At 62.9% G+C, this 21,247-nt stretch carries 18 protein-coding genes and 1 tRNA gene; 3 read left to right on the top strand and 16 right to left on the bottom strand.

Annotated elements, in window-relative coordinates; all coding sequences use genetic code 11:
* Positions 1-34 precede the first annotated feature (34 nt).
* The 5 genes from QXZ85_RS11645 to QXZ85_RS11625 form a co-directional block, all read right to left on the bottom strand.
* The gene (locus tag QXZ85_RS11645) at positions 35-1,039 is read right to left on the bottom strand and encodes an ABC transporter ATP-binding protein (RefSeq protein WP_315701725.1); all 1,005 of its coding nucleotides are present in this window, start codon (positions 1,037-1,039) and stop codon (positions 35-37) included.
* A gap of 14 nt (positions 1,040-1,053) precedes the next feature.
* A complete protein-coding gene (locus tag QXZ85_RS11640) occupies positions 1,054-1,884 on the bottom strand; it encodes a carbohydrate ABC transporter permease (protein ID WP_315701726.1) in 831 nt (276 codons plus the stop codon).
* Between the two features lie 3 nt (positions 1,885-1,887).
* The gene (locus QXZ85_RS11635; RefSeq protein WP_316174149.1) at positions 1,888-2,760 is read right to left on the bottom strand and encodes a sugar ABC transporter permease; all 873 of its coding nucleotides are present in this window, start codon (positions 2,758-2,760) and stop codon (positions 1,888-1,890) included.
* Between the two features lie 342 nt (positions 2,761-3,102).
* Positions 3,103-4,434 carry a sugar ABC transporter substrate-binding protein gene (locus tag QXZ85_RS11630; protein WP_316174147.1) on the bottom strand — a complete coding sequence of 444 codons (1,332 nt, stop codon included), beginning with the start codon at positions 4,432-4,434 and terminating at the stop codon, positions 3,103-3,105.
* Positions 4,435-4,715: 281 nt separating this feature from the next.
* A complete protein-coding gene (locus tag QXZ85_RS11625; RefSeq protein WP_316174145.1) occupies positions 4,716-5,666 on the bottom strand; it encodes a sugar-binding transcriptional regulator in 951 nt (316 codons plus the stop codon).
* A 309-nt stretch (positions 5,667-5,975) separates the two neighbouring features.
* Between QXZ85_RS11625 and QXZ85_RS11620 the strand changes: the two genes are divergently transcribed.
* A complete protein-coding gene (locus tag QXZ85_RS11620; protein ID WP_315728910.1) occupies positions 5,976-7,877 on the top strand; it encodes an alkaline phosphatase family protein in 1,902 nt (633 codons plus the stop codon).
* A gap of 89 nt (positions 7,878-7,966) precedes the next feature.
* Here the strand turns inward: QXZ85_RS11620 and QXZ85_RS11615 are convergent, their stop codons facing one another.
* Complete coding sequence (locus QXZ85_RS11615) at positions 7,967-9,901, bottom strand: methyl-accepting chemotaxis protein (protein WP_316174143.1); 1,935 nt, start codon at positions 9,899-9,901, stop codon at positions 7,967-7,969.
* A gap of 358 nt (positions 9,902-10,259) precedes the next feature.
* Here QXZ85_RS11615 and QXZ85_RS11610 point away from each other — a divergent pair, with 358 nt between their 5' ends.
* Positions 10,260-10,670 (top strand): flagellar basal body rod protein FlgC, encoded by a 411-nt coding sequence (locus tag QXZ85_RS11610; protein WP_316174141.1) that lies wholly within the window; start codon positions 10,260-10,262, stop codon positions 10,668-10,670.
* Positions 10,671-10,778: 108 nt separating this feature from the next.
* Here the strand turns inward: QXZ85_RS11610 and aqpZ are convergent, their stop codons facing one another.
* On the bottom strand, positions 10,779-11,519 hold the full coding sequence (aqpZ, locus tag QXZ85_RS11605) for an aquaporin Z (protein WP_316174139.1): 741 nt from the start codon (positions 11,517-11,519) through the stop codon (positions 10,779-10,781).
* Between the two features lie 345 nt (positions 11,520-11,864).
* Positions 11,865-13,796, bottom strand: coding sequence for a hypothetical protein (locus QXZ85_RS11600; RefSeq protein WP_316174137.1), 1,932 nt, complete (start codon positions 13,794-13,796; stop codon positions 11,865-11,867).
* 123 nt (positions 13,797-13,919) lie between these two features.
* On the opposite strand from QXZ85_RS11600, the gene QXZ85_RS11595 reads away from it, so the two are divergent.
* A protein-coding gene (locus QXZ85_RS11595) for an IS5 family transposase (protein WP_315704591.1) occupies positions 13,920-14,683 on the top strand; the annotation gives its coding sequence in 2 pieces (ribosomal slippage) (positions 13,920-14,244 and positions 14,244-14,683; 765 coding nt in all).
* On the opposite strand, the gene QXZ85_RS11590 is transcribed toward QXZ85_RS11595, so the two are convergent.
* From QXZ85_RS11590 to QXZ85_RS11555, 8 genes are all read right to left on the bottom strand, one after another.
* A complete protein-coding gene (locus QXZ85_RS11590) occupies positions 14,642-15,814 on the bottom strand; it encodes an HD domain-containing protein (RefSeq protein ID WP_316174135.1) in 1,173 nt (390 codons plus the stop codon). The genes QXZ85_RS11595 and QXZ85_RS11590 overlap by 42 nt on opposite strands.
* 1,253 nt (positions 15,815-17,067) lie before the next feature.
* Positions 17,068-17,143 (bottom strand) — tRNA-Phe (locus tag QXZ85_RS11585).
* 174 nt (positions 17,144-17,317) lie between these two features.
* Positions 17,318-17,524 carry a DNA gyrase inhibitor YacG gene (yacG, locus tag QXZ85_RS11580; RefSeq protein WP_315701738.1) on the bottom strand — a complete coding sequence of 69 codons (207 nt, stop codon included), beginning with the start codon at positions 17,522-17,524 and terminating at the stop codon, positions 17,318-17,320.
* Between the two features lie 53 nt (positions 17,525-17,577).
* Positions 17,578-18,207 carry a Maf-like protein gene (locus QXZ85_RS11575; RefSeq protein WP_315728914.1) on the bottom strand — a complete coding sequence of 210 codons (630 nt, stop codon included), beginning with the start codon at positions 18,205-18,207 and terminating at the stop codon, positions 17,578-17,580.
* A gap of 192 nt (positions 18,208-18,399) precedes the next feature.
* Positions 18,400-18,861, bottom strand: coding sequence for an arsenate reductase ArsC (locus QXZ85_RS11570; protein WP_315701740.1), 462 nt, complete (start codon positions 18,859-18,861; stop codon positions 18,400-18,402).
* Positions 18,862-18,915: 54 nt separating this feature from the next.
* Positions 18,916-19,422: a UPF0262 family protein gene (locus QXZ85_RS11565; RefSeq protein WP_315701741.1), complete on the bottom strand. Its 507-nt coding sequence runs from the start codon at positions 19,420-19,422 to the stop codon at positions 18,916-18,918.
* On the bottom strand, positions 19,419-20,714 hold the full coding sequence (hisD, locus tag QXZ85_RS11560; RefSeq protein ID WP_315767546.1) for a histidinol dehydrogenase: 1,296 nt from the start codon (positions 20,712-20,714) through the stop codon (positions 19,419-19,421). The genes QXZ85_RS11565 and hisD overlap by 4 nt, the downstream gene beginning before the upstream one ends.
* Positions 20,715-20,785: 71 nt before the next feature.
* Positions 20,786-21,244 (bottom strand): DUF2948 family protein, encoded by a 459-nt coding sequence (locus tag QXZ85_RS11555; RefSeq protein WP_315728916.1) that lies wholly within the window; start codon positions 21,242-21,244, stop codon positions 20,786-20,788.
* Between the last annotated feature and the right edge of the window lie 3 nt (positions 21,245-21,247).

The raw sequence follows: 21,247 nt of genomic DNA, 5'->3' as shown, positions 1-21,247 counted from the left end.
CTTTCTCATTGACGCCCAAAGGGGACGTCACCTCTCACGCAACAATCGCGTTGCCGTTGTCGTCGAAGCGGTAGATCCGATTGGGGTCGGGCTGCAGCGCGATCTGGTCGCCGGGCTTGAGGCTCTTCTCGCCGACGCAGCGCACGGTCAAGGTGCCGAGCGCTCCGGCGTCGACATAAAGAAAAGTGTCGCTGCCGAGATGCTCGGCCACCAAGACCTTGCCCGGCCAGCCCTGCCCGTCGCTGACGATGTTGAAATGCTCCGGCCGCACGCCGATGGTGGCGGCACCGCGCATAGCGGCTTCCGCGCCGGTGATGAAATTCATCTTCGGGGAGCCGATGAAGCCGGCGACGAACAGGTTGGCCGGCTTCTGGTACAGCTCGATCGGCGAGCCATATTGCTCGATCTTGCCGGCGTTCAGCACCACGATCTTGTCGGCCATGGTCATGGCCTCGACCTGGTCGTGAGTGACATAGATCGCCGTGGTGCCGAGTTGCTTCTGCAGCCGCGTCACTTCGAGCCGCATCTGCACCCGCAACGCGGCATCGAGATTCGACAGCGGCTCGTCGAACAGGAACGCCTTCGGCTCGCGCACGATGGCGCGGCCGATCGCGACGCGCTGACGCTGACCGCCGGAAAGCTCGCGCGGCTTGCGGTCGAGATACGGCGTCAGGTTCAAGGTGGCGGCGGCCGCCTCCACCTTGCGGTTGATCTCGTCCTTCGGCAGGCCCGCCATCTTGAGGCCGAAGGCGATGTTGCCGCGCACGCTCATATGCGGATAGAGCGCGTAGGACTGGAACACCATCGAGAGCCCGCGCTTGGCCGGCGGCACATTCACGACGTTCTTGCCGTCGATCAGGATCTTGCCGTCCGAAACGTCTTCGAGGCCGGCAATCAGCCTGAGCAGCGTGGTCTTGCCGCAGCCGGACGGCCCGACGAACACGACGAACGAGCCGTCGGCGACGTCGAGATCGGCGCCCTTGATGATGTGGACCGGCCCGAACGACTTCTGGACTCCTTCCAACGTGATCCGTCCCATGATCCGGCCTTTCGTTATTTCACTGCGCCGAACGTCAGCCCGCGCACGAGCTGCTTCTGGCTGAACCAGCCGATGATGAGGATCGGCGCAATCGCGAGCGTGGACGCCGCCGACAGCCGCGCCCAGAACAGGCCTTCCGGACTTGAATAGGAGGCGATGAAGGTGGTCAGCGGCGCCGCCTCCGAGGTGGACAGGTTCAAGGTCCAGAATGCCTCGTTCCAGGCGAGAATCAGGTTGAGCAGGAGGGTCGAGGCGAGCCCCGGGATCGCCATCGGCGTCAACACATAGATCAGCTCGCGGCCGATCGTGGCGCCGTCCATCCGCGCCGCTTCCAGGATGTCCTTCGGGATTTCCTTGAAATAGGTGAACAGCATCCAGATCACGATCGGCAGATTGCCAAGGCAGAGGATGAAGACGAGGCCGGCACGGGTGTCGAGCAGCCCGGCATTCTTGTAGATCAGATAGATCGGCACCAGCACGCCGACGGGCGGCATCATCTTGGTCGAGAGCATCCAGAGCAGGATGTCCTTGGTGCGTTTGGTCGGCGAGAAGGCCATCGACCACGCCGCGGGAATCGCGATCAACAGCGCGATGAGCGTCGAGCCGCCGGCGATGATGATCGAATTGAGCGCGTGGTGCAGATAGTCACTGCGCTCCTGCACGGTGGCATAGTTCTCGGTGGTCCAGTGGAAGAACAGGAAGGACGGCGGGGTCGCGAAGGCTTCGAGTTCGGTCTTGAAGCTCGCCAGCACCATCCACAGGATCGGGAAGAAGATCAGGAAGCCGACCAGCCAGGCGGCGATGGTCGAGATCGCAACGTGTCGTCCGGTGACCTTGCGCGCCATTTATCAAGCCTCCAGATTGCGGCCGACGATCCGCACCAGGAAGAAGGCGACGATATTGGCGATGACGACCGCGATCAGGCCGCCGGCCGACGCGCTGCCGACATCGAACTGGATCAGCGCCTGCGAATAGACCAGGAAGGCGATATTGGTGGTCTGCAGGCCCGGCCCGCCACCCGTCGTGACGAAGATCTCGGCGAAGACCGTAAGCAGGAAGATGGTCTCGATCAGGATCACCACCGTGATCGGACGCGCCAGATGCGGCAGCGTCAGATAGATGAAGCGCGACGACGCGCTGGCGCCGTCCATCTCCGCCGCCTCCTTCTGCTCCTCGTCGAGCGACTGCAGCGCGGTGAGCAGGATCAGCGTGGCAAAGGGCAGCCACTGCCAAGCGACGATGAAGATGATGGCGAGAAGCGGCGCGTCGGTGAACCAGTCGATCGGCGTCAACCCCAGCGAGGTCGCGATCCAGGCGAACAGGCCGGACACCGGGTGCATCAACAGGTTCTTCCAGACCAGCGCGCTGACCGTGGGCATCACGAAGAACGGTGCGATCACCATCAGCCGCACGAAATTGCGGCCGATCACGGGCTGATCGAGCAGGATCGCCAGCGGGATGCCGAGTCCGATCGTCAGCGCCAGCACCGAGCCGACCAGCACCAGCGTGTTCTGCAGCGAGGCAAGGAAGGCGGGATCGGTGAGGAAGTAGGTGTAATTCTCCAGCCCGACGAAGCTTTCCGAGCCGGGATCGAGCAGGCTGTAATGCAAGGTCGAGAAGTAGATCGTCAGAGCCAGCGGCACGATCATCCAGATGAACAGCAGCAGCACCGCCGGAGACATCAGCGCCCGCGCCAGCAATTGCGTCTGTCTGGTGGCCATAGCGTCGTTCCTTGCGCGCGATGAGAGGTCGTCATTGCGAGCGGAGCGAAGCAATCCAGTATCGTCGAACGGAAAGATCCTGGATTGCTTCGTCGCCTTCGGCTCCTCGCAATGACGAACCGATGGCTTGCGTCGGTTGGGCAAAGGCGCGGTGCGCCGTGCCCACGTCAGTTCGAGTTGATCATCTCTCGATGGGCACGCTTCGCTTTGCCCACCCTACGCCCTGCACGACAGCCTACGAAGAGAGAGAGAGAGAAAAAAGGCGGCCATCCCAAGCTGTACGAGGGATGGCCGCAAGGATCAGCTCGGGAGGAATTTTGACGAGCTGACACAAACCGCGGCCTATTTGATGTAGCCGGCCCGCTTCATTTCCCGTTCGGTCGCCGACTGCGCCGCGGCGAGCGCTGCATCGACCGTGGTCGAGCCGGCGAGCGCCGACGAGAACTGCTGGCCGACCGCCGTACCGATACCCTGGAATTCCGGAATCGCCGCATATTGCACGCCGACGTAAGGCACCGGCTTCACCGTTGGATGGTTCGGATCGGCGGCATTGATCGAGGCCAGCGTCGGCTTCGCAAACGGAGCGACCTTCAGATAATCCGGGTTCTGATAGAGCGAGGTGCGGGTGCCCGGCGGCACGTTGGCCCAGCCTTCCTTGGCGGCGACCAGCTTGAGATAGTCCTTGCCGGTGGCCCAGGCGATGAACTTCTCGGCCGCATCGACCTTCTTCGAGCCCGCGGGGATTGCGAGGCTCCAAGCCCAGAGCCAGTTCGCGCTCTTACCGAGCCCGGTATTCGGAGCCATCGCGAAGCCGACCTTGTCGGCGACCTTGGAGTCCTTCGGGTTGGTGACGAAGGATGCAGCGACGGTGGCGTCGATCCACATCGCGCATTTGCCGGCGTCGAACAGCGCCAGATTTTCATTGAAGCCGTTCGAGCTCGCGCCGGGAGGGCCAGCCTCCTTCATCAGCTCGACGTAAGTCGTCAGCGTCTTCTTCCATTCCGGCGTGTTGAACTGCGGCTGCCATTTTTCGTCGAACCAGCGCGCGCCGAACGAATTCGACATCGCGGTCAGGAAGGCCATGTTCTCGCCCCAGCCAGCCTTGCCGCGCAGGCAGATGCCGAACACACCGGCCTGCTTGTCGGTCAGCTTCTTGGCGGCATCGACCACGAAGTCCCAGGTCGGGCTCTCCGGCATTTTCAGCCCGGCCTTGTCGAACAGGTCGGTGCGATACATCGTCATCGAGCTCTCGCCGTAGAACGGCGCGGCATAGAGCTTGCCGTCGACGGAGACCGCATCCTTGATCTTCGGCAGCAGATCGCCGGCGTCGTAGTCGGGACCGAGCTTGTCGAGCGGCACCAGCCAGGTCTTCTTGGCCCAGATCGGCACCTCGTAGGTGCCGATGGTGAGGATGTCGAACTGGCCGCCCTTGGTGGCGATGTCGGTGGTGACGCGCTGGCGCAGCACGTTCTCCTCCAACGTCACCCATTTGACCGAGATATCGGGGTTGGCCTTGGTGAATTCGCCGGTCAGACCCTGCATGCGGATCATGTCGCCGTTATTGACCGTGGCGATGGTCAGGGTGGTCTCGGCCTTCGCCGGCATTGCCAGGAGCAACGCCGCGGCGCCGAACAGGCCGCCCAGAAGTCGTGTCGCAGTGAAGCCGGTCCTCAAACTGTAACTGTGCCTTACAGCAGCGTGCCTTGCAGCATCGTTCCTCACAGCATCCTCCCTTACCCGCGCATTTTGAATATATGCTCACGCGTTGAGCTGATGTTCACTACAGCAGTCAGGTTTTGTCAAGGACAGCCCGGCGCCTTGTAGTTGCGCAATGCGGAAGATTGCTGCTGTGCGGGTGCGGGCAGGTCAAAGACGAGTGCGATGCGTTCCCTCACCTGGCGGAGTGAGGTTGCAGCCAGTCCGCAACCGGCCGCGGCGGTCTCAGTCGCAGCACGTCACGCAAGAATGGCGCGCGCGGTCGCCTCGTCGGTGATCAGGCCGTTGATCAGGCGCCCGGCAAGCGCGGCGCGGATCGCCGGAATTTTTGCCGGCCCAAGCGCCGCGGCGATGGTCATTGCTTTCGCCGGCACGTCCGGCGGAATGCTGGTCAGGCGGCGGTTGGTGCCGCCCTGGATCAGCCGGCCCTTGGCATCATAGGCCCAGCCGGTGATCTCGCCGACCGCGCCCAGCCGCATCATCTCGGTGAGCTCGTCACGGGTGACGAAGCCATCGACATACATCTGCGCCTTCTGGTCTATCTGGCCGATGCCGATCAGCTTCAGGTCCGCCTTGTCGGCCACCGCCTTGACCTTGGTGATCGCATCGAGCCGGACCATGCGGTCGCGCTCGTCTTCGGAAGCCATCAGGAACGGCAGCGGCATCGGGTAGTGCCGCGCGCCGGTGCGGTCCGCGAGCCGGCCGACGGTATCGAAGAAGCTTGCCGAGCCGTCGGCCAGGATGTTGCCGACCAGCGAGACGATCTGATGCTCGGGCCGATCGATCGGGGAAACGCGCTCGACCGCGGCGCGCACCGCGCGCCCGGTGCCGAGCGCGATGATGACCGGCGTCTCCGCGCGCAGGGTCAATTCCAAAAGGTTGGCGCAACGCTCGGCGATGCCGGCAGCCGCTGCCGGCGCGGCCGGATCGGTGGGCACCACCTCGCAATGCACGAGATCGAACCGGCTCTTGAGCTGCGCCGCGAGCTCCATGCAGGATGCGATGGGATGTTCGAGCCGGAAGGTGATGAGACGCTCGGCGAGGCAGAGCGAGACCAGCCGCTGCGCCGAGGCGCGCGACACCTGCAGCATCTTGGCGATCTCGTCCTGGGTATGGCCGGCGATGAAATAGAGCCAGCCGGCGCGCGCGGCGTCGTCGAGACGGGACTTGTCGCTGTCGTTGGCGGCCATGGCGCCGTTAAAAATCCCTCTCTGGGGCGGGCATCGGCGCACCAGAACATATGATCTTCATATGGGCAATAGCTCGCGCCGCGAGGCGACCGCGTTGTCCCGTCCGATCGGCCGCTCCGCGTCCTCCGCCATGCACGGCAGCGGCTATTTGCGATTGCGTTGCAAGAGCGCTCATGACCGCCGCGTCACATTGGTTTCATCAAACCGACTCGCAACTGACAACGCACGGAAATGTGGGGACACGATAAGGGCGGCGAGGACCTTCGCGACGTTTCGTCGCGCCTCAGCTTTCCCAATTGGAGACGATTCATGAAAGTGCCCACAGGGCGGTTCAAGGCGCTCTGCCTCGCCACATCCGTGCTCTTCACCGCCACGAGCGTCATGCCGGCCTTTGCCGGCGCGGCGACCACCACGCCGATCGAGCATGTCATCATCATCGTCGGCGAGAACCACACGTTCGACAACCTGTTCGGCACCTACAAGCCGAAGGCCGGCCAGACCATCGACAACCTCCTGAGCAAGGGGATCGTCAACGAGGACGGCACGCCGGGGCCGCACTTCAAGAAGGCCGAGCAGCGCATCGGCCGCGACGAGGTCCGCTACAACGCCGAGACCGCATCGACCGGCGCCTACACGACGCTGCCGCAGCCCTACACGACCTACGGCATCGGCCTGCCGCAGAACGTGCCGGACACCCGCTTCCCGGCCAACCTGCCCAACGGCCCGTACCAGATCTCCAAATACGTGCCTTACGCCGCCTATTCCGGCGACCCCGTGCACCGCTTCTTCCAGATGTGGCAGGACATCGACGGCGGCAAGCACGACAAGTTCGTCTGGGTCGAACAGACCATCGGCACCGGCTCGAACGGCGCGCCCTATCCCGCCGGCGGCTTCAACCCGAAAGAAGGCGCGATCTCGATGGGATTCTACAACATGAATCCCTACACGGACGCGTCCGGCAAGGCGCAGAGCGGCGATGCGCCGTTCTTCAAGCAGCTCGCCGACACCTATGCGATGAGCGACAATTATCACCAGGCGATCATGGGCGGCACGGGCGCCAACTTCCAGGCGCTGGTGAACGGTCACGCCGCCTTCTTCACCAATCCGGACAAGCTCGACGGCTCGGCCGCGGTGCCTTACGCCAACCAGATCGAGAATCCCGATCCGGTTTCCGGCACCAACAACTACTACACGCAGGACGGCTATAGCGGCGGCTCCTACGTCAACTGCTCGGATCCGAGCGCGCCGGGCGTCTCGTCCGTCAACGAGCAGCTCTACAAGCACGGCGTCGCCGACGGCAAGTGCGCGTCGAATACCTATTACCTCGTCAATAACTACAACATGTACTGGAACCAGACCTCCAGCGCGACGCGCAAGCTGGGCTCGGACCAGTTCACGCTGCCGCCGCAGTCGGCGCCGACCATCGCCGACGTGATGACCAAGCACGGCATCTCCTGGAAGTATTACAGCGCCGACCGCGGCAACGATCCGACCACCTTCGCGAGCTCGGTCGACGGCGTGTCGCTGCTGTTCCACTCCTATTGCGGCATCTGCGATCCGCTGACGGGTTATCTCAGCATCATGAAGAACCCGACTGAGGAAGCCAAGCTGCAGAACTACGGCGCCTTCCTCAACGACGTCCAGAACAACACGCTGCCGGCGGTGTCGTTCGTGCGTCCGTTCGAGGCGCTGGCCGGGCATCCGGCCGACTCCACGACCGACCTCTATGAGAAGTTCCTCGGGGAGCTGATCAATCGCGTCAAGGCCAATCCGCAGCTGTGGGCCAAGACCGCGATCATCATCACCACCGACGAAGGCGGCGGCTACTACGACTCCGGCTATGTGCAGCCGGTCGACTTCTTCGGCGACGGCACTCGCATCCCCTTCATCGTGGTGTCGCCCTATGCCAAGCAGGGTTATGTCGATCACACCTATTATGATCACGTCTCGGTGCTGAAATTCATCGAGCGCAACTGGCGCCTGCCGAAGATCTCCTCGCTCAGCCGCGACCACCTGCCGAACCCGATCCACGACCGGTCCGAGCACCGCTACAAGCCGCTCAACCGTCCGGCGATCGGCGACCTGATGAACCTCTTCACCTTCGGCGATCGCGACGACGACGGCGATCATGACGGTGACGATCATCACGGCTGGAACGAGCACGGCGTCTTCGGCGGCCACCAGGCCTGGAACTGGGGCTGGCGCGACTGATCGCGAAAGCAGCCGTCAACAACAAAGAGCCCGCAGCGGTCACCCGCTGCGGGCTTTCTCATTGCGGTCGATGTTGATCGGTCGGGCGCCTAGCGCTCGAAATCAGCATCGCGTTGATCGCCGCCGCCATTCATGTCGAAGGCGAAGCCGCCGCCCGCCGCGACCTTCGCCGCGCGCATCGGCTTTGCCGGTGGGATCGGCTTGCGCGCGCCGCGGCCGGCGGCCGGGCTTGAACCCATCGCGGACGCCTTGGCGCGGAGCTGCTCGACGGCGTGATCGACCGGCGCGTAGGCGCGGTCGTGGCCCTGCTCGATACGGAAGTAGGAGATCGTCGCCTGCAGCTGCTCGGCCTGCGAGGCCAGCTCTTCCGAGGTGGAGGACACCTGCTCGGAGGCGCTGGCATTCTGCTGGCCGACCTTGTCGAGCTGCTGGATCGCCTGGTTGATCTGCGCCGAACCGACATCCTGCTCGCGGCAGGCGGCGGTGATCTCCTCGACCAGCTCGGCCGTCTTCTTGATATCTGGCACCAGCTTGGCCAGCATGGAGCCGGCCTCCTGCGCCACCTTCACGGTGTCGGTCGAGAGCGTGCCGATCTCCGCCGCGGCCGCCTGGCTGCGCTCGGCGAGCTTGCGCACTTCGGAGGCGACCACCGCGAAGCCCTTGCCGTGCTCGCCGGCGCGGGCGGCTTCGACCGCCGCGTTGAGCGCGAGCAGATCAGTCTGCCGCGCGATCTCCTGCACGATGGTGATCTTCTCGGCGATGGTCTGCATCGCCTGCACCGCGCGGCCGACGGCGGCGCCGCTCGCCTCCGCGTCCTTGGCGGATTGCGCGGCGATCTTCTCGGTCTGGCTGGCGTTCTCGGCGTTCTGCTTCACGTTCGCCGCCATCTCCTCCATCGAGGACGAAGCCTCTTCGGCGGAGGACGCCTGCTCGGTCGCGCCCTGCGAGAGCTGCTCGGCGGAGGCCGAAAGCTCCTGGCTGCCGGCGGAGACGTTCTGCGCCGCGGTCAGCGCTTCGGACACCACCTGGCGGAGCTTTTCGACCATGCGCTCCAGCGCGATGCCGAGCTTATCCTTGTCGGTGATGCGTTTGGCCTCGACGGTGAGATTGCCCTGCGCGATCTCATCGGCGACCGCGGCGGTGGCGTTGAGGCTCGCCAGCATCTTCTGCAACGCAAGGCCCAGCGTGTCCTTGTCGGAGAGCGGCCTGGCCACGACATCCAGATTGCCCTGCGCGACCTCGCCGGCCACGGCGGCGGTCGCGTTGAGGTTGGCAGTCATCGCGGTCAACGCCTTGATCAGGTCGCCGACCTCGTCGTCGCTGGAGGCCTCAATGGTCTGGCCGAGGTCGCCGATTGCGACCGCATTGGCAAGGTTCACGGCGCGGCCGAGGCCGCGGCTGATGTTGAGCGCGATCAGCACGGCGGCGGCGATCGCGACCAGCAGGGAGACGAGGACCAGGCTGACGACGATCATCTCCGCGCGGGCGCCTTCCTGTTTCGCCTCGTCCGAGCGGTCCGCCATCAGCTTGCGCAGGAAGGCGACATATTCATCGAGAATGGCGCCTGCTTCGCCGACCGATTTGCGAACCTCGGTGGTCGACACCTCGACGCCCTTGGCGCGATCGGTCTTGGCTATCTTCAGCGCCTGGTCCTGCGCATTGTTCATCTGGGCATAGGCGGCAACGAAGCGGTCGAGCAGCTTCTTGCCGGTCTCGGTGGCGGTGGCGTAGACGTCGTCCTTGGTCTTCAGCAACTTCACACGCAGATCGCGCACATCGTTGGTGTAGCGCTCCACGTCGGCCTCGGCAGAGGCGAGATGCGCGTTCTTCTCGGCACGGATCTGCAGCAGCATCAGCTCCTTGAGCTGGGCGGCCTTGTCCTGGCGGCCGGCCGCGCCGGTCAGAACCTCCGTCGTCGTCGCCAGATCGTTGAGCTTCAGGTAGGCGACCGCACCTGCAACGGCGGACAGCAGGATCACGAGGCCAAAAGCCGCGGCCAACTTCGTCTTGACAGTCAGTCTCATCTCCGGTCCCCAATCAGATGCTTTGCGACGCGCGGGCCGTGCAGATTGCAAGGTCTCATCCGGCGCGCGCAACGCGCTCCGATCTGCCGGATCGAAGCAGCACGACTTCCCCTGGCGGCAGTATCGGTGCAGAGAGTAAGCCAAACCTTAAGGTAGCGCGGTAAAGCTTCCCGCAAGTGGCGACCTGCGCTTTTGCACGCCGGCGCACTGCGCTCGGGCTGATCCCGGCCGGTTCGGCCTTCATGGTAAACGGCGCCTCACCGGCCGCGCGCAAATGCCGCGCTCTATTTTAGGTCCTGCTTGCGGTTGCAGGCGCTAGTTAGATGACGGCACGAATCGTCCTCCGCGGGTCCCGTCGATGAGCAGCATTTCCAGCATCGCATTGTCCGGCATGAATGCGGCGTCGCGCCGGCTCGAGGTGTCCGCGAGCAACGTCGCCAATGTCATGAGCACGGGCGCGCTGCCGAACACCGACGGCACGGTGCCTTCAGGCGCGCCGCAGGCCTATGCGGCGCTCGATGTGGTGCAGACTGCGAGCGCCGATGGCGGCACGCAGACCAGCGTGAGGACCAGCAATCCGTCCACCGTCGCAAGCTCGGACCCGCAGGCGCCCTTCGCCAACCAGAACGGCCTCGTCGCCGCGCCCAATGTCGACCTCGCGCAGGAGATGATCGGCCAGATGGTCGCCAAATATAGTTACGTGGCCAATCTGAAGGTCATGAAGGCGGACGACCAGATGACCAAGGCGCTGCTCGACGTGAAGGCGTGAGGCGAAAGCAGCGTACCGCGGCACGCAGGGCGCTGCCGTCCCGGGTCAGCGGAGCCAGCGAGCGCGAGCTGGTTTCATCACCGCCGACCCTATCAGCGCCGCGGCCTCCTATACGCCCTTCTCGACGAGGCTCTGTCCCATCACCTCGCCGGCCGGCTCCGGGCTCAGCCAGCGATAGATGAAGCCGCCGGCCGCGCCGCCGAGCAGCGGCGCCACCCAGAACAGCCAGAGCTGCGCCAGCGCCCAGCCGCCGACGAACAGCGCCGGCCCGGTGCTGCGCGCCGGGTTCACCGAGGTGTTGGTGACGCGGATGCTGATCAGGTGAATGAGCGTCAGCGCCAGGCCGATCGCGATCGGCGCGAATCCGGCCGGCGCCTTGCCGTGCGTCGAGCCCATGATGACGAACAGGAACATCATCGTCAGCACGAACTCGCTGAGCAGGCAGGCACCGAGCCCATATCTGCCCGGCGAATGATCGGCATAGCCATTGGCGGCAAAGCCGTCGGCAAGGCTGAAATCGGGCGCACCGCTGGCGATCGCATACAGCACGGCAGCGGCAACGATCGCGCCGATGAGCTGCGCGATGATGTAAGGCACGATCAGGCCGGTCGGAAACCGCCCGCCGCAGGCCAGCCCCACCGTCACCGCCGGATTGAGATGGCAGCCGGAGATGTGCCCGATCGCATAGGCCATCGTCAGCACGGTGAGACCGAACGCCAGGGCCACGCCGAGCATTCCGATTCCCACATCGGGCACTCCGGCCGCGATCACCGCACTGCCGCATCCGCCGAACGTCAGCCAGAACGTCCCGATCGCCTCCGCCACAAGCTTGTTGCCGTTGCCGTTCATGGTCGCCCTCCCCTCGACATGTGTGGATTGCTGAATTCCGAATCTCCCGCTTCAGGCGAAGAAGATCACTTCGGCAACCTTGAGTCAAAGGCCGAGTCGCGGCTGTAAGCTGTAGCACTCACTAAGATGGGCGCGTCGCAAGTGGTGCCTCAACTTATTGGTTGCTACGAGCTGCCGCGATAATGTGCTACCGGCCAGCTTACCGGAGCAGCTGATGGCGATCAGTCAAGAGGCGTCGTACGGTCCGATGAGGACCTAACCGCGTTTGATAATTCTTCGGAGCCCCAACACCGCTGCGCTCATACTCGCATTCTCCGCTATGTGCGGCGCGGTACAAGATGGCCATCAAACCTCATGAGGATCATTTAGAACGTGAGGCCCGTCTTTGGGCGGGGATAATGTCTCTCCGTCTGGCAGCAACAATACGTACCGTTGCTCATAGAGTGCCCGCTGCTCCAACACCTTATCATGAGACAGCATGCAGGTCTTAGTAGCAGGGGAGTAGATGGAATCGAAAGACCACCAGTAGATTGGACGCTTATCTCCGCCCAACAAGACTACAAACCGTTCAAACTCCGATGGATAACGATCCTTCAGCGCTTGCAGCGGGCGAATATCCTCAGTCATCATCAAAAACAAGAAACGTACTGCGAGAACATCCGAAGATAGACTTTCTCTAAATTGCCCCTCCACATTATCTGCTCTGAGTCTAACGTTAGGATGCTTGCTTAGTAGCCGCGTTAGATCGTGCCCGGCATTCCAAAACTGGATTCCATTGGCTCTCACATAAAGAAGCTTCTCCCACCCCAAAGGAAAGCTCGAAGTCCAGAAGAGTTGATTCTGAGCGGGCGGCGCCGTCCAAAGACCTACAGGTCTGATGTGAGATACGCCATGAAGACCCAATTGCGGACTACCGATCTCGCGCGCAAGGTTTAAATAGGAGCTCGAAGAGAACACTATTGGAGACATAACGGGAATGTTTTTTCCGTTCCAGCCAAGATAGTTGCGCTCGGCGCGGCGTTCGTATGACGCAACCGGCATGACGACGAATGGATACGAAACAGGCTGCAATTTGCCATGATTGATCCAGTACGAATTTGGCAAGAGTGGCGCAGCGTATTTGCGAATAAACTTGAAAGCCTGCCTATTAATGACTTGGAAGTGAGAGCTCTTGTGCTCGGCTAAGAATCGATCGCGCGCGTCGCGTTGGACCCCGCGAACTGCCTCAGTTATTGCCGCCCTGTCGAGATTGGATATGTGTGTGCGGTCTATTGCGATCTCTGCGCCAGAAAGGAGATCGATTTCAGCGACCCCATATTCAAGCCGTAAGTGCGGCGCCTCTAGAGCGAAGCCCTTCCACGAGGTTAGGACGCGCGCCTTCGGGAAAAGGGCATCCCTATCGTCCGGAATCTGCTGAACGTTGGAATCTACGAGATCAATGAATGCGACAGAAGCTCCGCCATTAAGCTCGAAGTATGGCAGCCAATACCGTATTTGCCAGCTTTCACCTCTTGCTTCGATAGGACCGAACCAGCGAAGCCGCTCTCGCGCAGAGCTCCGCAATTCCGCAAATCGGCCCTCAGTCTTCTGTTTTGACGCCTCCTCTTCAAAAGTCAGGAGCGCATTAGGTCCGAAATAGCGATCCTCACAAAATTCACTAATTAGCTTGTCATCGAATTCGGTCGGAAGTGCCGTCCAGCCCGGACCGACTGACCACTGTATTGCAGGATTCCGAAGGTTGCTTCTAATCTCAATTTTACATGGCAAATGACGAACGGTCCGCCTGATGTAGTCCAACAGTAGATCAAACCATCCTTCGGAATCGCCATCGATAACCTCTTCTCGAAGCCTCAATCGAACGTCCGTACCGTGCTTTTCGCGCGCCCCCTTCGTTAGCTCTCCGAAACTCGCCACCCCCTCAGTAACAAAAGCCCAAGATGCGTCCCCGCCATCTTTGGTTGCATCGCTCCGCCTCGTTGTAAACTCAACAAGGTCGGCGATCATAAAGTAGCTAAGAAGGCCTATCCCAAATTGTCCAGTGCGAAAGACCTTGAACCCGCGGTTTTCCGCCTCGCGCTCTAGAGCTTTGAAGTCAGGCCTGTTCCTCGAACCGCTACGGAGCAATCGTGTTTGGATGTGTCGCTTTGTCAAGCCAACGCCGTCATCATTACAGCGCAACCAGTACCGAGCGCCATCAAACTCAAACGTGATTCTAATCTTATGTAGCGATGCAAACGCAACCTCATATTCCGGATTACCTGGGTCGTCCTGCTGCAATCGTTCATATGCGATCTGCTCAGCAATTGAATCTGCCGCATTTTGAATTAGGTTCTGTACTCATAAAGGGATTCCGTTAGCTGGCGAACAGTGATTCACTCCCGCAGAGATTTGGGGGGTGGGATGGCGCGGTTCGATCTGAGCGACGGAGAATGGGCTTTGATCAAGCCTCTATTGCCGAACAAGTCTCGCGGCGTCGCGCGAGTGGATGACCGGCGGGTCCTTAACGGCATTTTCTATGTGCTTCGAACGGGTTCGCCCTGGCGCGACCTCCCGGAGCGCTACGGTCCTTACACGACGGTCTATAACCGCTTTAATCGCTGGGCCAAGGCAGGCGTTTGGCTGCGGGTTTTCGAGACCCTGGCGGCCCGCTCGCCGCACTCGATGGCGCTGATCGACAGTTCAATCATCCGGGCTCACCAGCACGCTGCCGGGGGTAAAAAGGGGGCGAAGATCACGCCATCGGCCGTTCTCGTGGAGGACTGAGCACCAAGATCAACGCCGTCGTCGATGAGAATGGGTTGCCGGTTCGGTTGATGCTTACCCCCGGTCAGGCTCACGACTTGCGCGCTGCGTCGTTTCTGCTGGAAGGCCTCAAATGCCGCGATGTCGTCGCCGATCGTGGCTATGACGCCGATGCTCTCCTCCACATGATCCGGGCCAGCGGTGCCAAGGCTCATATTCCTTCCACCAGCCAGCGAGTGATCCAACGCTCTGTCAGCCGCCGCATCTATCGCCAGCGCAACCTGGTCGAGCGCTTCTTCTGCAAGCTCAAGCATTTCAGACGTATCGCTACCCGCTTCGACAAGCTCGCATGCAACTTCCTCGCTGCGGTCGCACTCGCCTCAGCGCGCCTCTGGACTAGAGTTTATGAGTCCACGCCCTAGCTCGCGAACAGCAGCAAGCCGATTGCTGTACAGCTGCGTGCCGGAAAGAAGCTCAAGCAGCTTTGTTACCTCTGGCTGGAATGTTCCATCAATGTAGGTAAATTTTCCTTCCTGCTCCCGAACGTCCAAACTTAATTGCATAGGCAATTTCCAGGCGTATCGCTCTCGGTCATCAGGCTTCATTGCGCCACGCAGATATGCGCCATACAAGCTCAGATTGCGGCACAGGACCAATTCTGCATTCACGAGATCGGCTACGGACAGTACGGCGTTGTGAATCACGGCGTTTGGCGTTCGAGCCGAGAAGATTAATTCGCCTCCATCTACATTCATCGAAAACGCGATGCCGTGATCTCGATACCAATAAATTCGGCTGTTCGGCGCGATATTCCTATGCCGCAAGATTATCTCGGGTGTGCGTTCGGGATCGAATTCCAATACATCGGCCATCCTAAGGATCGCCGCCAAATATCTCAGGTTGAGCGTCTCAGCTCTGGAGCCGACCAAGCGGGCGTCATATTTCGAAGTTAGGAGTTCTGAATAGCCCTCATGATGGCTCTTGCATAAAGTGATCAAATCACTGGCCCATCCGGGATAGAGGCCGGGGCTAACGCTCTTCAGGTTTTCGTCGATCCATTCTTCGCTCCAATCATTATGGCGAGCTCGGCAGTAATACCCGCAAATCTCCTCGGCTAGCGCAATTCCCGTCGCCGTGTTTATTCCGCTCATAGGGATATCAACGCCGGGCCAGCTTTCATCGAGCCAATGTTGGAGCAACTGTCGCTCGATCGGATTTAGAAGTCGATCGTCGCCGCTGCACAGATATTGATAGTGGGAGGTTATCGTAGATCGAGATGGAGACATGCCAATGTCGTGAAGATATGCGCTTAGCAGCAATTGGCAAAGCTCTACGTCGGTCAGCAAAGCACCTTGCTGTCCGAGAATGGCAAACATGCGCTCCGCGACACGGAAGCTATGTTGATCGTCATGTAAGGTAAAGTCGACAGGGGATGTTCCGGCGGAGCCGATTACAGTCTCGATCTGTGGCATGCAATTTTCAAGGGTAAGGCGAGCATTCTGATTGCCGCGGCTCAAAATAGCTTTCCATAAACTTGTATCAGTCCAGTTCATAACGTTACCTGGGTCTCTCAGTGACTACTGTTAAATCGTGCACAGCTCGCGCTATCTCGGATGCTCCGCTGACGAGCAAATCATTCGTTCGGCCCGTCATTCAGTGGCAACGTCAGGCGCCCTAGCGGGCCTCATCAGCATCAGTCATCCACTATTCGTTGTGGCTACCCTAGCGTGTGGTTGGGAGGTGCGGTCAATCATTTTCTCGTACTTATGGGATGCATGAGAGCAAGAACGGCTTTCCCCTAATCATTTCCACTGGCCCGAGCTTCAGCGCGCTTATCCGATCATCCGTGCAGCGAGCGGCTCAAGGCGCACACCACCCCATCCCCAAACTGCCCGTCGTGCCACTCTGTCGCAGCCTGCGCCCGTTGTGTCGTCGGGCAAATCACCTGCATCTTCTCGCGCATCCCGCCTCGAGCAGAGGGACGGATCGCGATCGTCACGAACGTGAGGCGGGGAGCGGTGGCCGCGACGGCTCGAAGCGCGTCTGATGACGCCGACGAACGAGTTGATCGGCTTTCGCGCGGGACTTCGACGGGAAGGTACCAAGTCCGTCGGTTCGGTTCGCGCGCGCAGGCTTTCGCGGACGGTCAAGCCGTGTGGTCCTGGCGCCTCGGTGCTGGCGCTCTGCGCAACGCTTCACGCGTTGTCGCAACGCGATGATGCCTCGCATCACGCGGACGGGGGCAAGAATGCCGATCCCCGGGGAGAGCACGGAGTAAGCCGTAACCCATCGCGCGGGGAAGGCCGGATCATCCGGCTGGACCTGTGGTTCCTGCCCCGTGCTTTTTGTTCGCACGGGGGCCACGGGCATCAGCCGATGCCCGGCCTTCCCCGCGCCCTCTCGATTTCGAAAGGGCGGCCTGATGCAGAGCTCGGACGCCGATCGCGCCGCGAGGCTGCGGACCTATGCCGCCATCATTGCGAGCGAAGCGACGCAATCCAGAATCTCTTGCCAGCATCTCGTGCCCGGCCCTGGATTGCTTCGGCGCGCTGCGCCTCGCCATGACGGAGCTCTGGGAGGCGTTGCGGGCAAAGACTGCCGTCTCCGGGATACTGGATCGCCCGGTTGAACCGGGCGATGACAGCCGAAGTGACGGCGGCCATCAATTCGGAGCTGTTTGACAGTTGAATCAGAATGCGGAGCGGTCCGGCTTCGCTCGGGAGCTTCGCCGGGTAAGCTTCACCGCTTTGCGGTCGAAGAGAGCGTCGAGCGTGGCCGCGCCACGCGTAGCCCAACGGGCGAAGCGTGGTGCCCAGGGGCGGAATCGAACCACCGACACTGCGATTTTCAGTCGCATGCTCTACCAACTGAGCTACCTGGGCGAACTCGCCGGGGCGGAAAAAAGCCCGACGAGCCGGCGGGTTATAGTGGGCCGGGACGGCGCTGTCTACCGCCTGCGCACGGATTGTTTCCACATGCCGGGGATCATCGCTGAACCGGGCTGGCGGCTCCGTGACGAAGGCACGCCGCGCAGACAAGAGACTGAAAAAGCTGGCCTATTCGACGTCGTCCTCCTCGCCCTCCCGAGAGGGGATGACGTAGGCGCCGGCGAGCCAGCGGTGCAGGTCGACGTCACGGCAGCGCGGCGAGCAGAACGGGCGCACGTCGTCGGCGGCCGGGCGGGAGCAGATCGGGCAGCGGCGGACGGGCTTGGCGGAGGCCTTCACGGCGCCCTTGGACTGAAGGTGCGATTCGTTCGACATCGTCTTCTATCTAGGCACGATGGCCCGCGGGTCCATCCCTGCCGGAAGGCAGCTTACACGCCCACCGTGTTGAGCCAGCCGAAGCGGATCGGGAACCCCTCGCCGGCGAGCAGGCTCACGGTCTCATAGAGCGGCAGCCCCACAACATTGGTGTAGGAGCCGACCAGCTTGACCACGAAGGAGCCGGCGATGCCCTGCACGGCATAGCCGCCGGCCTTACCCCGCCACTCCCCCGAGCCGATATAGGCCTGGATGTCCTCGTCGCTGAGGCGCTTGAAGCGGACGCGGGTCTCGACCAGGCGCTGGCGGAAGCCTTCGCGCGGCGTCACCAGGGTGATCGCGGTGTAGACCCGGTGATTGCGGCCCGACAGCAGCCGCAGGCATTGCGCGGCCTCGTCGACCAGATTGGCCTTGGGCAGGATACGGCGGCCGACCGCGACCACGGTGTCGGCGGCGAGGATGAAGGCGCCGCGCAGCTCGTCGTCGAGCTGGACCGATTTCAGCGCCGCCTCGGCCTTGACCCGCGCCAGCCGGTTGGCGCAGGCGCGCGGCAGCTCCCCCCGCTTCGGGGTCTCGTCGACATCGGCCGGACGCAGCGCGTCGGGCTCGATGCCGGCCTGATTGAGCAGCGCCAGACGCCGCGGCGAACCGGATGCGAGAACGATTTTGGGGCGGCCGAGCATGCGTGAGGGGCTAAACAGATTCGTTCGGATGAATGAGGCGCGCGGAACCTATCGGATGGGCTGTCATTCCACAACCCGACGCCGGCGCTGCAGATGAGGCGATTCACGTTCCGTCTAAGACGGTAACGTGAGCGGGACGCGACGTCGATGTTTCGGTTCGATGACAGCCGGGGTGGAACCGGCCGCAGCCGATCACAATCCGGCGGGCCGGGCGAAACGCCTGCGGATCCGCGCCAGCAGACCGTCCAGGACCTCGCGATAGGCCGCGAGCTTCTGCTCGCGATTGCCCTCAGCGCCGGTCGGATCGGGCGTCGGCCAATATTCGACATCGGCGGCGAGCGTGCGGGTCAACTCCAGCGCCTTGTGATGCGCCTCCGGCGACAGCGTGATGATGAGGTCGAAATTCAGCCCCTCCCAGTCCTCCAGCTCCTCGAACGTCATGGGCTTATGGTGCGAGATGTCCTGGCCGAGCTCGGCCATCACGGCGATCGCGAACGGGTCGAGCTCGCCCTTCTTCACGCCGGCGGAGCGGACGTAGAGGGCCTGGGGGAACATGTGCTGCAACAGGCTCTCGGCCATCGGCGAACGAACGCTGTTCTGGCCGCAGGCGAACAGCACCGCCTGCGGATGGTGCGCACGCGGAGCCTCCGCCATGCGCTTACGGGCCTTCGGCCCGGAGGGCCGCCGCGAGATACGGGATCGCGCGCATCAGCCGCCCTCGCCCTTCCAGTGCAGGACGGTGATCAGCGTGAACAGCCGCCGCGCGGTCTCGAAATCGATCCGCACCTTGCCCTTGAGTCGCTCCTGCAGGGTGCGCGAGCCCTCGTCATGGATGCCGCGCCGGCCCATGTCGATCGCCTCGATCTTGTCCGGGGTCGCGGTGCGGATCGCCTGGTAGTAGCTGTCGCAGATCATGAAGTAGTCCTTCACGATCCGCCGGAACGGGGACAGCGACAACAGGTGCGTGACCACCGGCGTGCCGTCCTCGCGCCGGATGTCGAACATCAGCCGGTTCGAGGTGATGCCGAGATGCAGCGTGAACGGCCCTGTGCCGGAAGCGCCCTCCGGCGCGAACAGGTTCTGCTCGATGAGATCGTAGATCGCGATCGCCCGCTCATGCTCGATGTCCGGACCGGAGCGGCCGATCGACTCCTCGTCGAGCGTCACCGCGACGATCCGATTGGTCGCATCGTCGGCTGGCGGGTTCTGGGTCATGGCAGATTGAGGCGCAATCCCACCGAGCGCGCATGGGCGTCGAGCCCTTCCGCCTTGCCCAGCGTCATCGCGGCCGGTCCGAGCGCGCGCAGCTGGTCGGGTCCGCATTTCAGCAGCGAGGTGCGCTTCATAAAGTCGAGCACCCCGAGCCCGGAAGAGAACCGCGCCGACCGCGCGGTCGGCAGCACGTGATTGGAGCCGCCGACATAATCGCCGATCGCCTCCGGCGTATGGGCGCCCAGGAAGATCGCGCCGGCGTTGCGGACCTTGGCGGCGAAGGCGTCGGGGTCGCGCGTCATGATCTCCAGATGCTCGGCGGCGATGGCATCCGCCAGCGGCACCGCCTGGTCGAGATGATCGACCTCGATGATGGCGCCGAAATCGGCCCAGGAGGCGCCGGCGATCGCGGCGCGCGGCAGGGTCTTGAGCTGGCCTTCGACGGCGCGGGCGACGTCATCCGCCAGCCGCCGGCTGTCGGTGATCAGGATCGACTGCGCGCTGGCATCGTGCTCGGCCTGCGCCAGCAGATCGGCGGCGATCCAGTCGGCATTGCCGGTGTCGTCGGCGATCACCAGCACCTCGGAGGGCCCGGCGATCATGTCGATGCCGACCTTGCCGAACACGAGCCGCTTGGCGGCCGCGACATAGGCGTTGCCGGGCCCGACGATCTTGGCGACCGGCGCGATGGTCGCGGTGCCATGGGCCAGCGCGGCGATCGCCTGCGCGCCGCCGACGCGGTAGATCTCGGAGACACCGCCGAGCTGGGCGGCCGCCAGCACCAGCGGATTGAGCCTGCCGTCCGGCGCCGGCACCACCATCACGAGGCGCGCAACGCCGGCGACCTTGGCCGGCACCGCGTTCATCAGCACCGAGGACGGATAGGCGGCGGTCCCGCCGGGCACATAGAGGCCGGCCGATTCGATCGCCGTCCAGCGCCAGCCGAGCTCGACGCCGGCCTCGTCGGTGAAGCGCTGGTCGGCCGGCTTCTGCTTGAGGTGAAAGGCCTCGATGCGGTCGCGGGCGAATTTGAGCGCCTCGACCGTGGTGGAATCGCAAGCCTTCACCGCCGCTGCGATCTCGGCAGGGCTGACGCGGAGGGACGAAGCATCCAGTTGGAGCCGGTCGAACTTTGCCGTCGCCTCGATCAGCGCCGCATCGCCACGCCTGGCAACGTCATCGACGATGACGCGCGCGGCGGCTTCGACGTCGGCGGAGGCCTCGCGCTTGGCGGCGAGAAACTGCCGGAAATTCTCGTCGAAATCGGCGCTGTTACGGGTCAGGCGGATGGGCATCTCTGGAGCTTTCCGGCAGGATTTTGGGTGTGCGACCCAGCATTGCTCAATGGCGCGGCGGCGCCGGGCCGTCAACCCTTCCCGCCCGGCCCCGCCTCCTCGCCTTCGCCGGGATCGGCGGCACCAAGTTCATCCGGGCCGAGATCGGTCAGCTCGCATTCCAGACATTCGACGTCGAGCCGCAGCGCGCCGCCATGGGAGAACAGCAGAAGCGCGCAGCCGCCGGGCGGCTCGGTCGGATGGAATTCGATCCCGATCAGCTCCAGCACGGCATCGGGCGTCTCGAGGTCGATCTTGCGGGACTTGCAGGCCAGCACCCGGTCGAACCTCAGCGCCGCCACCAGCCGGCGCGGCTCGGTCTGGCCGGACAGCGTCTGCTCCCAATCCAGCCGGTTGATGCCGATGACCAGCCGCTTCTCGGCCTGCCGCCAGATGATGTCGGCGATCTGCACCCGCGCATCCTGCACATGGGTGGAAATGACCGCGAGATCATCGGCGTCGAGCGCGATCAGTTTGAGGCGGTCGGTCACGGC

This window comes from Bradyrhizobium sp. SZCCHNGR1005 (genome assembly GCF_032489995.1).
Lineage (GTDB): Bacteria > Pseudomonadota > Alphaproteobacteria > Rhizobiales > Xanthobacteraceae > Bradyrhizobium.
Note: the sequence above shows the minus strand (reverse complement) of the source record. Positions and strands in the feature narration are given on the sequence as shown.

Excerpts from the sequence above, each read along its gene's own strand:
- QXZ85_RS11645 (WP_315701725.1), bottom strand. The coding sequence starts at position 1,039 with ATGGGACGGATCACGTTGGAAGGAGTCCAGAAGTCGTTCGGGCCGGTC.
- QXZ85_RS11575 (WP_315728914.1), bottom strand. The coding sequence starts at position 18,207 with ATGCTCGGCCGCCCCAAAATCGTTCTCGCATCCGGTTCGCCGCGGCGT.
- QXZ85_RS11565 (WP_315701741.1), bottom strand. The coding sequence starts at position 19,422 with ATGACCCAGAACCCGCCAGCCGACGATGCGACCAATCGGATCGTCGCG.
- hisD (WP_315767546.1), bottom strand. The coding sequence starts at position 20,714 with ATGCCCATCCGCCTGACCCGTAACAGCGCCGATTTCGACGAGAATTTC.
- QXZ85_RS11610 (WP_316174141.1), top strand. The coding sequence starts at position 10,260 with ATGAGCAGCATTTCCAGCATCGCATTGTCCGGCATGAATGCGGCGTCG.
- aqpZ (WP_316174139.1), bottom strand. The coding sequence starts at position 11,519 with ATGAACGGCAACGGCAACAAGCTTGTGGCGGAGGCGATCGGGACGTTC.
- QXZ85_RS11640 (WP_315701726.1), bottom strand. The coding sequence starts at position 1,884 with ATGGCGCGCAAGGTCACCGGACGACACGTTGCGATCTCGACCATCGCC.
- QXZ85_RS11620 (WP_315728910.1), top strand. The coding sequence starts at position 5,976 with ATGAAAGTGCCCACAGGGCGGTTCAAGGCGCTCTGCCTCGCCACATCC.
- QXZ85_RS11625 (WP_316174145.1), bottom strand. The coding sequence starts at position 5,666 with ATGGCCGCCAACGACAGCGACAAGTCCCGTCTCGACGACGCCGCGCGC.
- QXZ85_RS11570 (WP_315701740.1), bottom strand. The coding sequence starts at position 18,861 with ATGGCGGAGGCTCCGCGTGCGCACCATCCGCAGGCGGTGCTGTTCGCC.
- QXZ85_RS11590 (WP_316174135.1), bottom strand. The coding sequence starts at position 15,814 with ATGAACTGGACTGATACAAGTTTATGGAAAGCTATTTTGAGCCGCGGC.
- QXZ85_RS11635 (WP_316174149.1), bottom strand. The coding sequence starts at position 2,760 with ATGGCCACCAGACAGACGCAATTGCTGGCGCGGGCGCTGATGTCTCCG.
- yacG (WP_315701738.1), bottom strand. The coding sequence starts at position 17,524 with ATGTCGAACGAATCGCACCTTCAGTCCAAGGGCGCCGTGAAGGCCTCC.
- QXZ85_RS11615 (WP_316174143.1), bottom strand. The coding sequence starts at position 9,901 with ATGAGACTGACTGTCAAGACGAAGTTGGCCGCGGCTTTTGGCCTCGTG.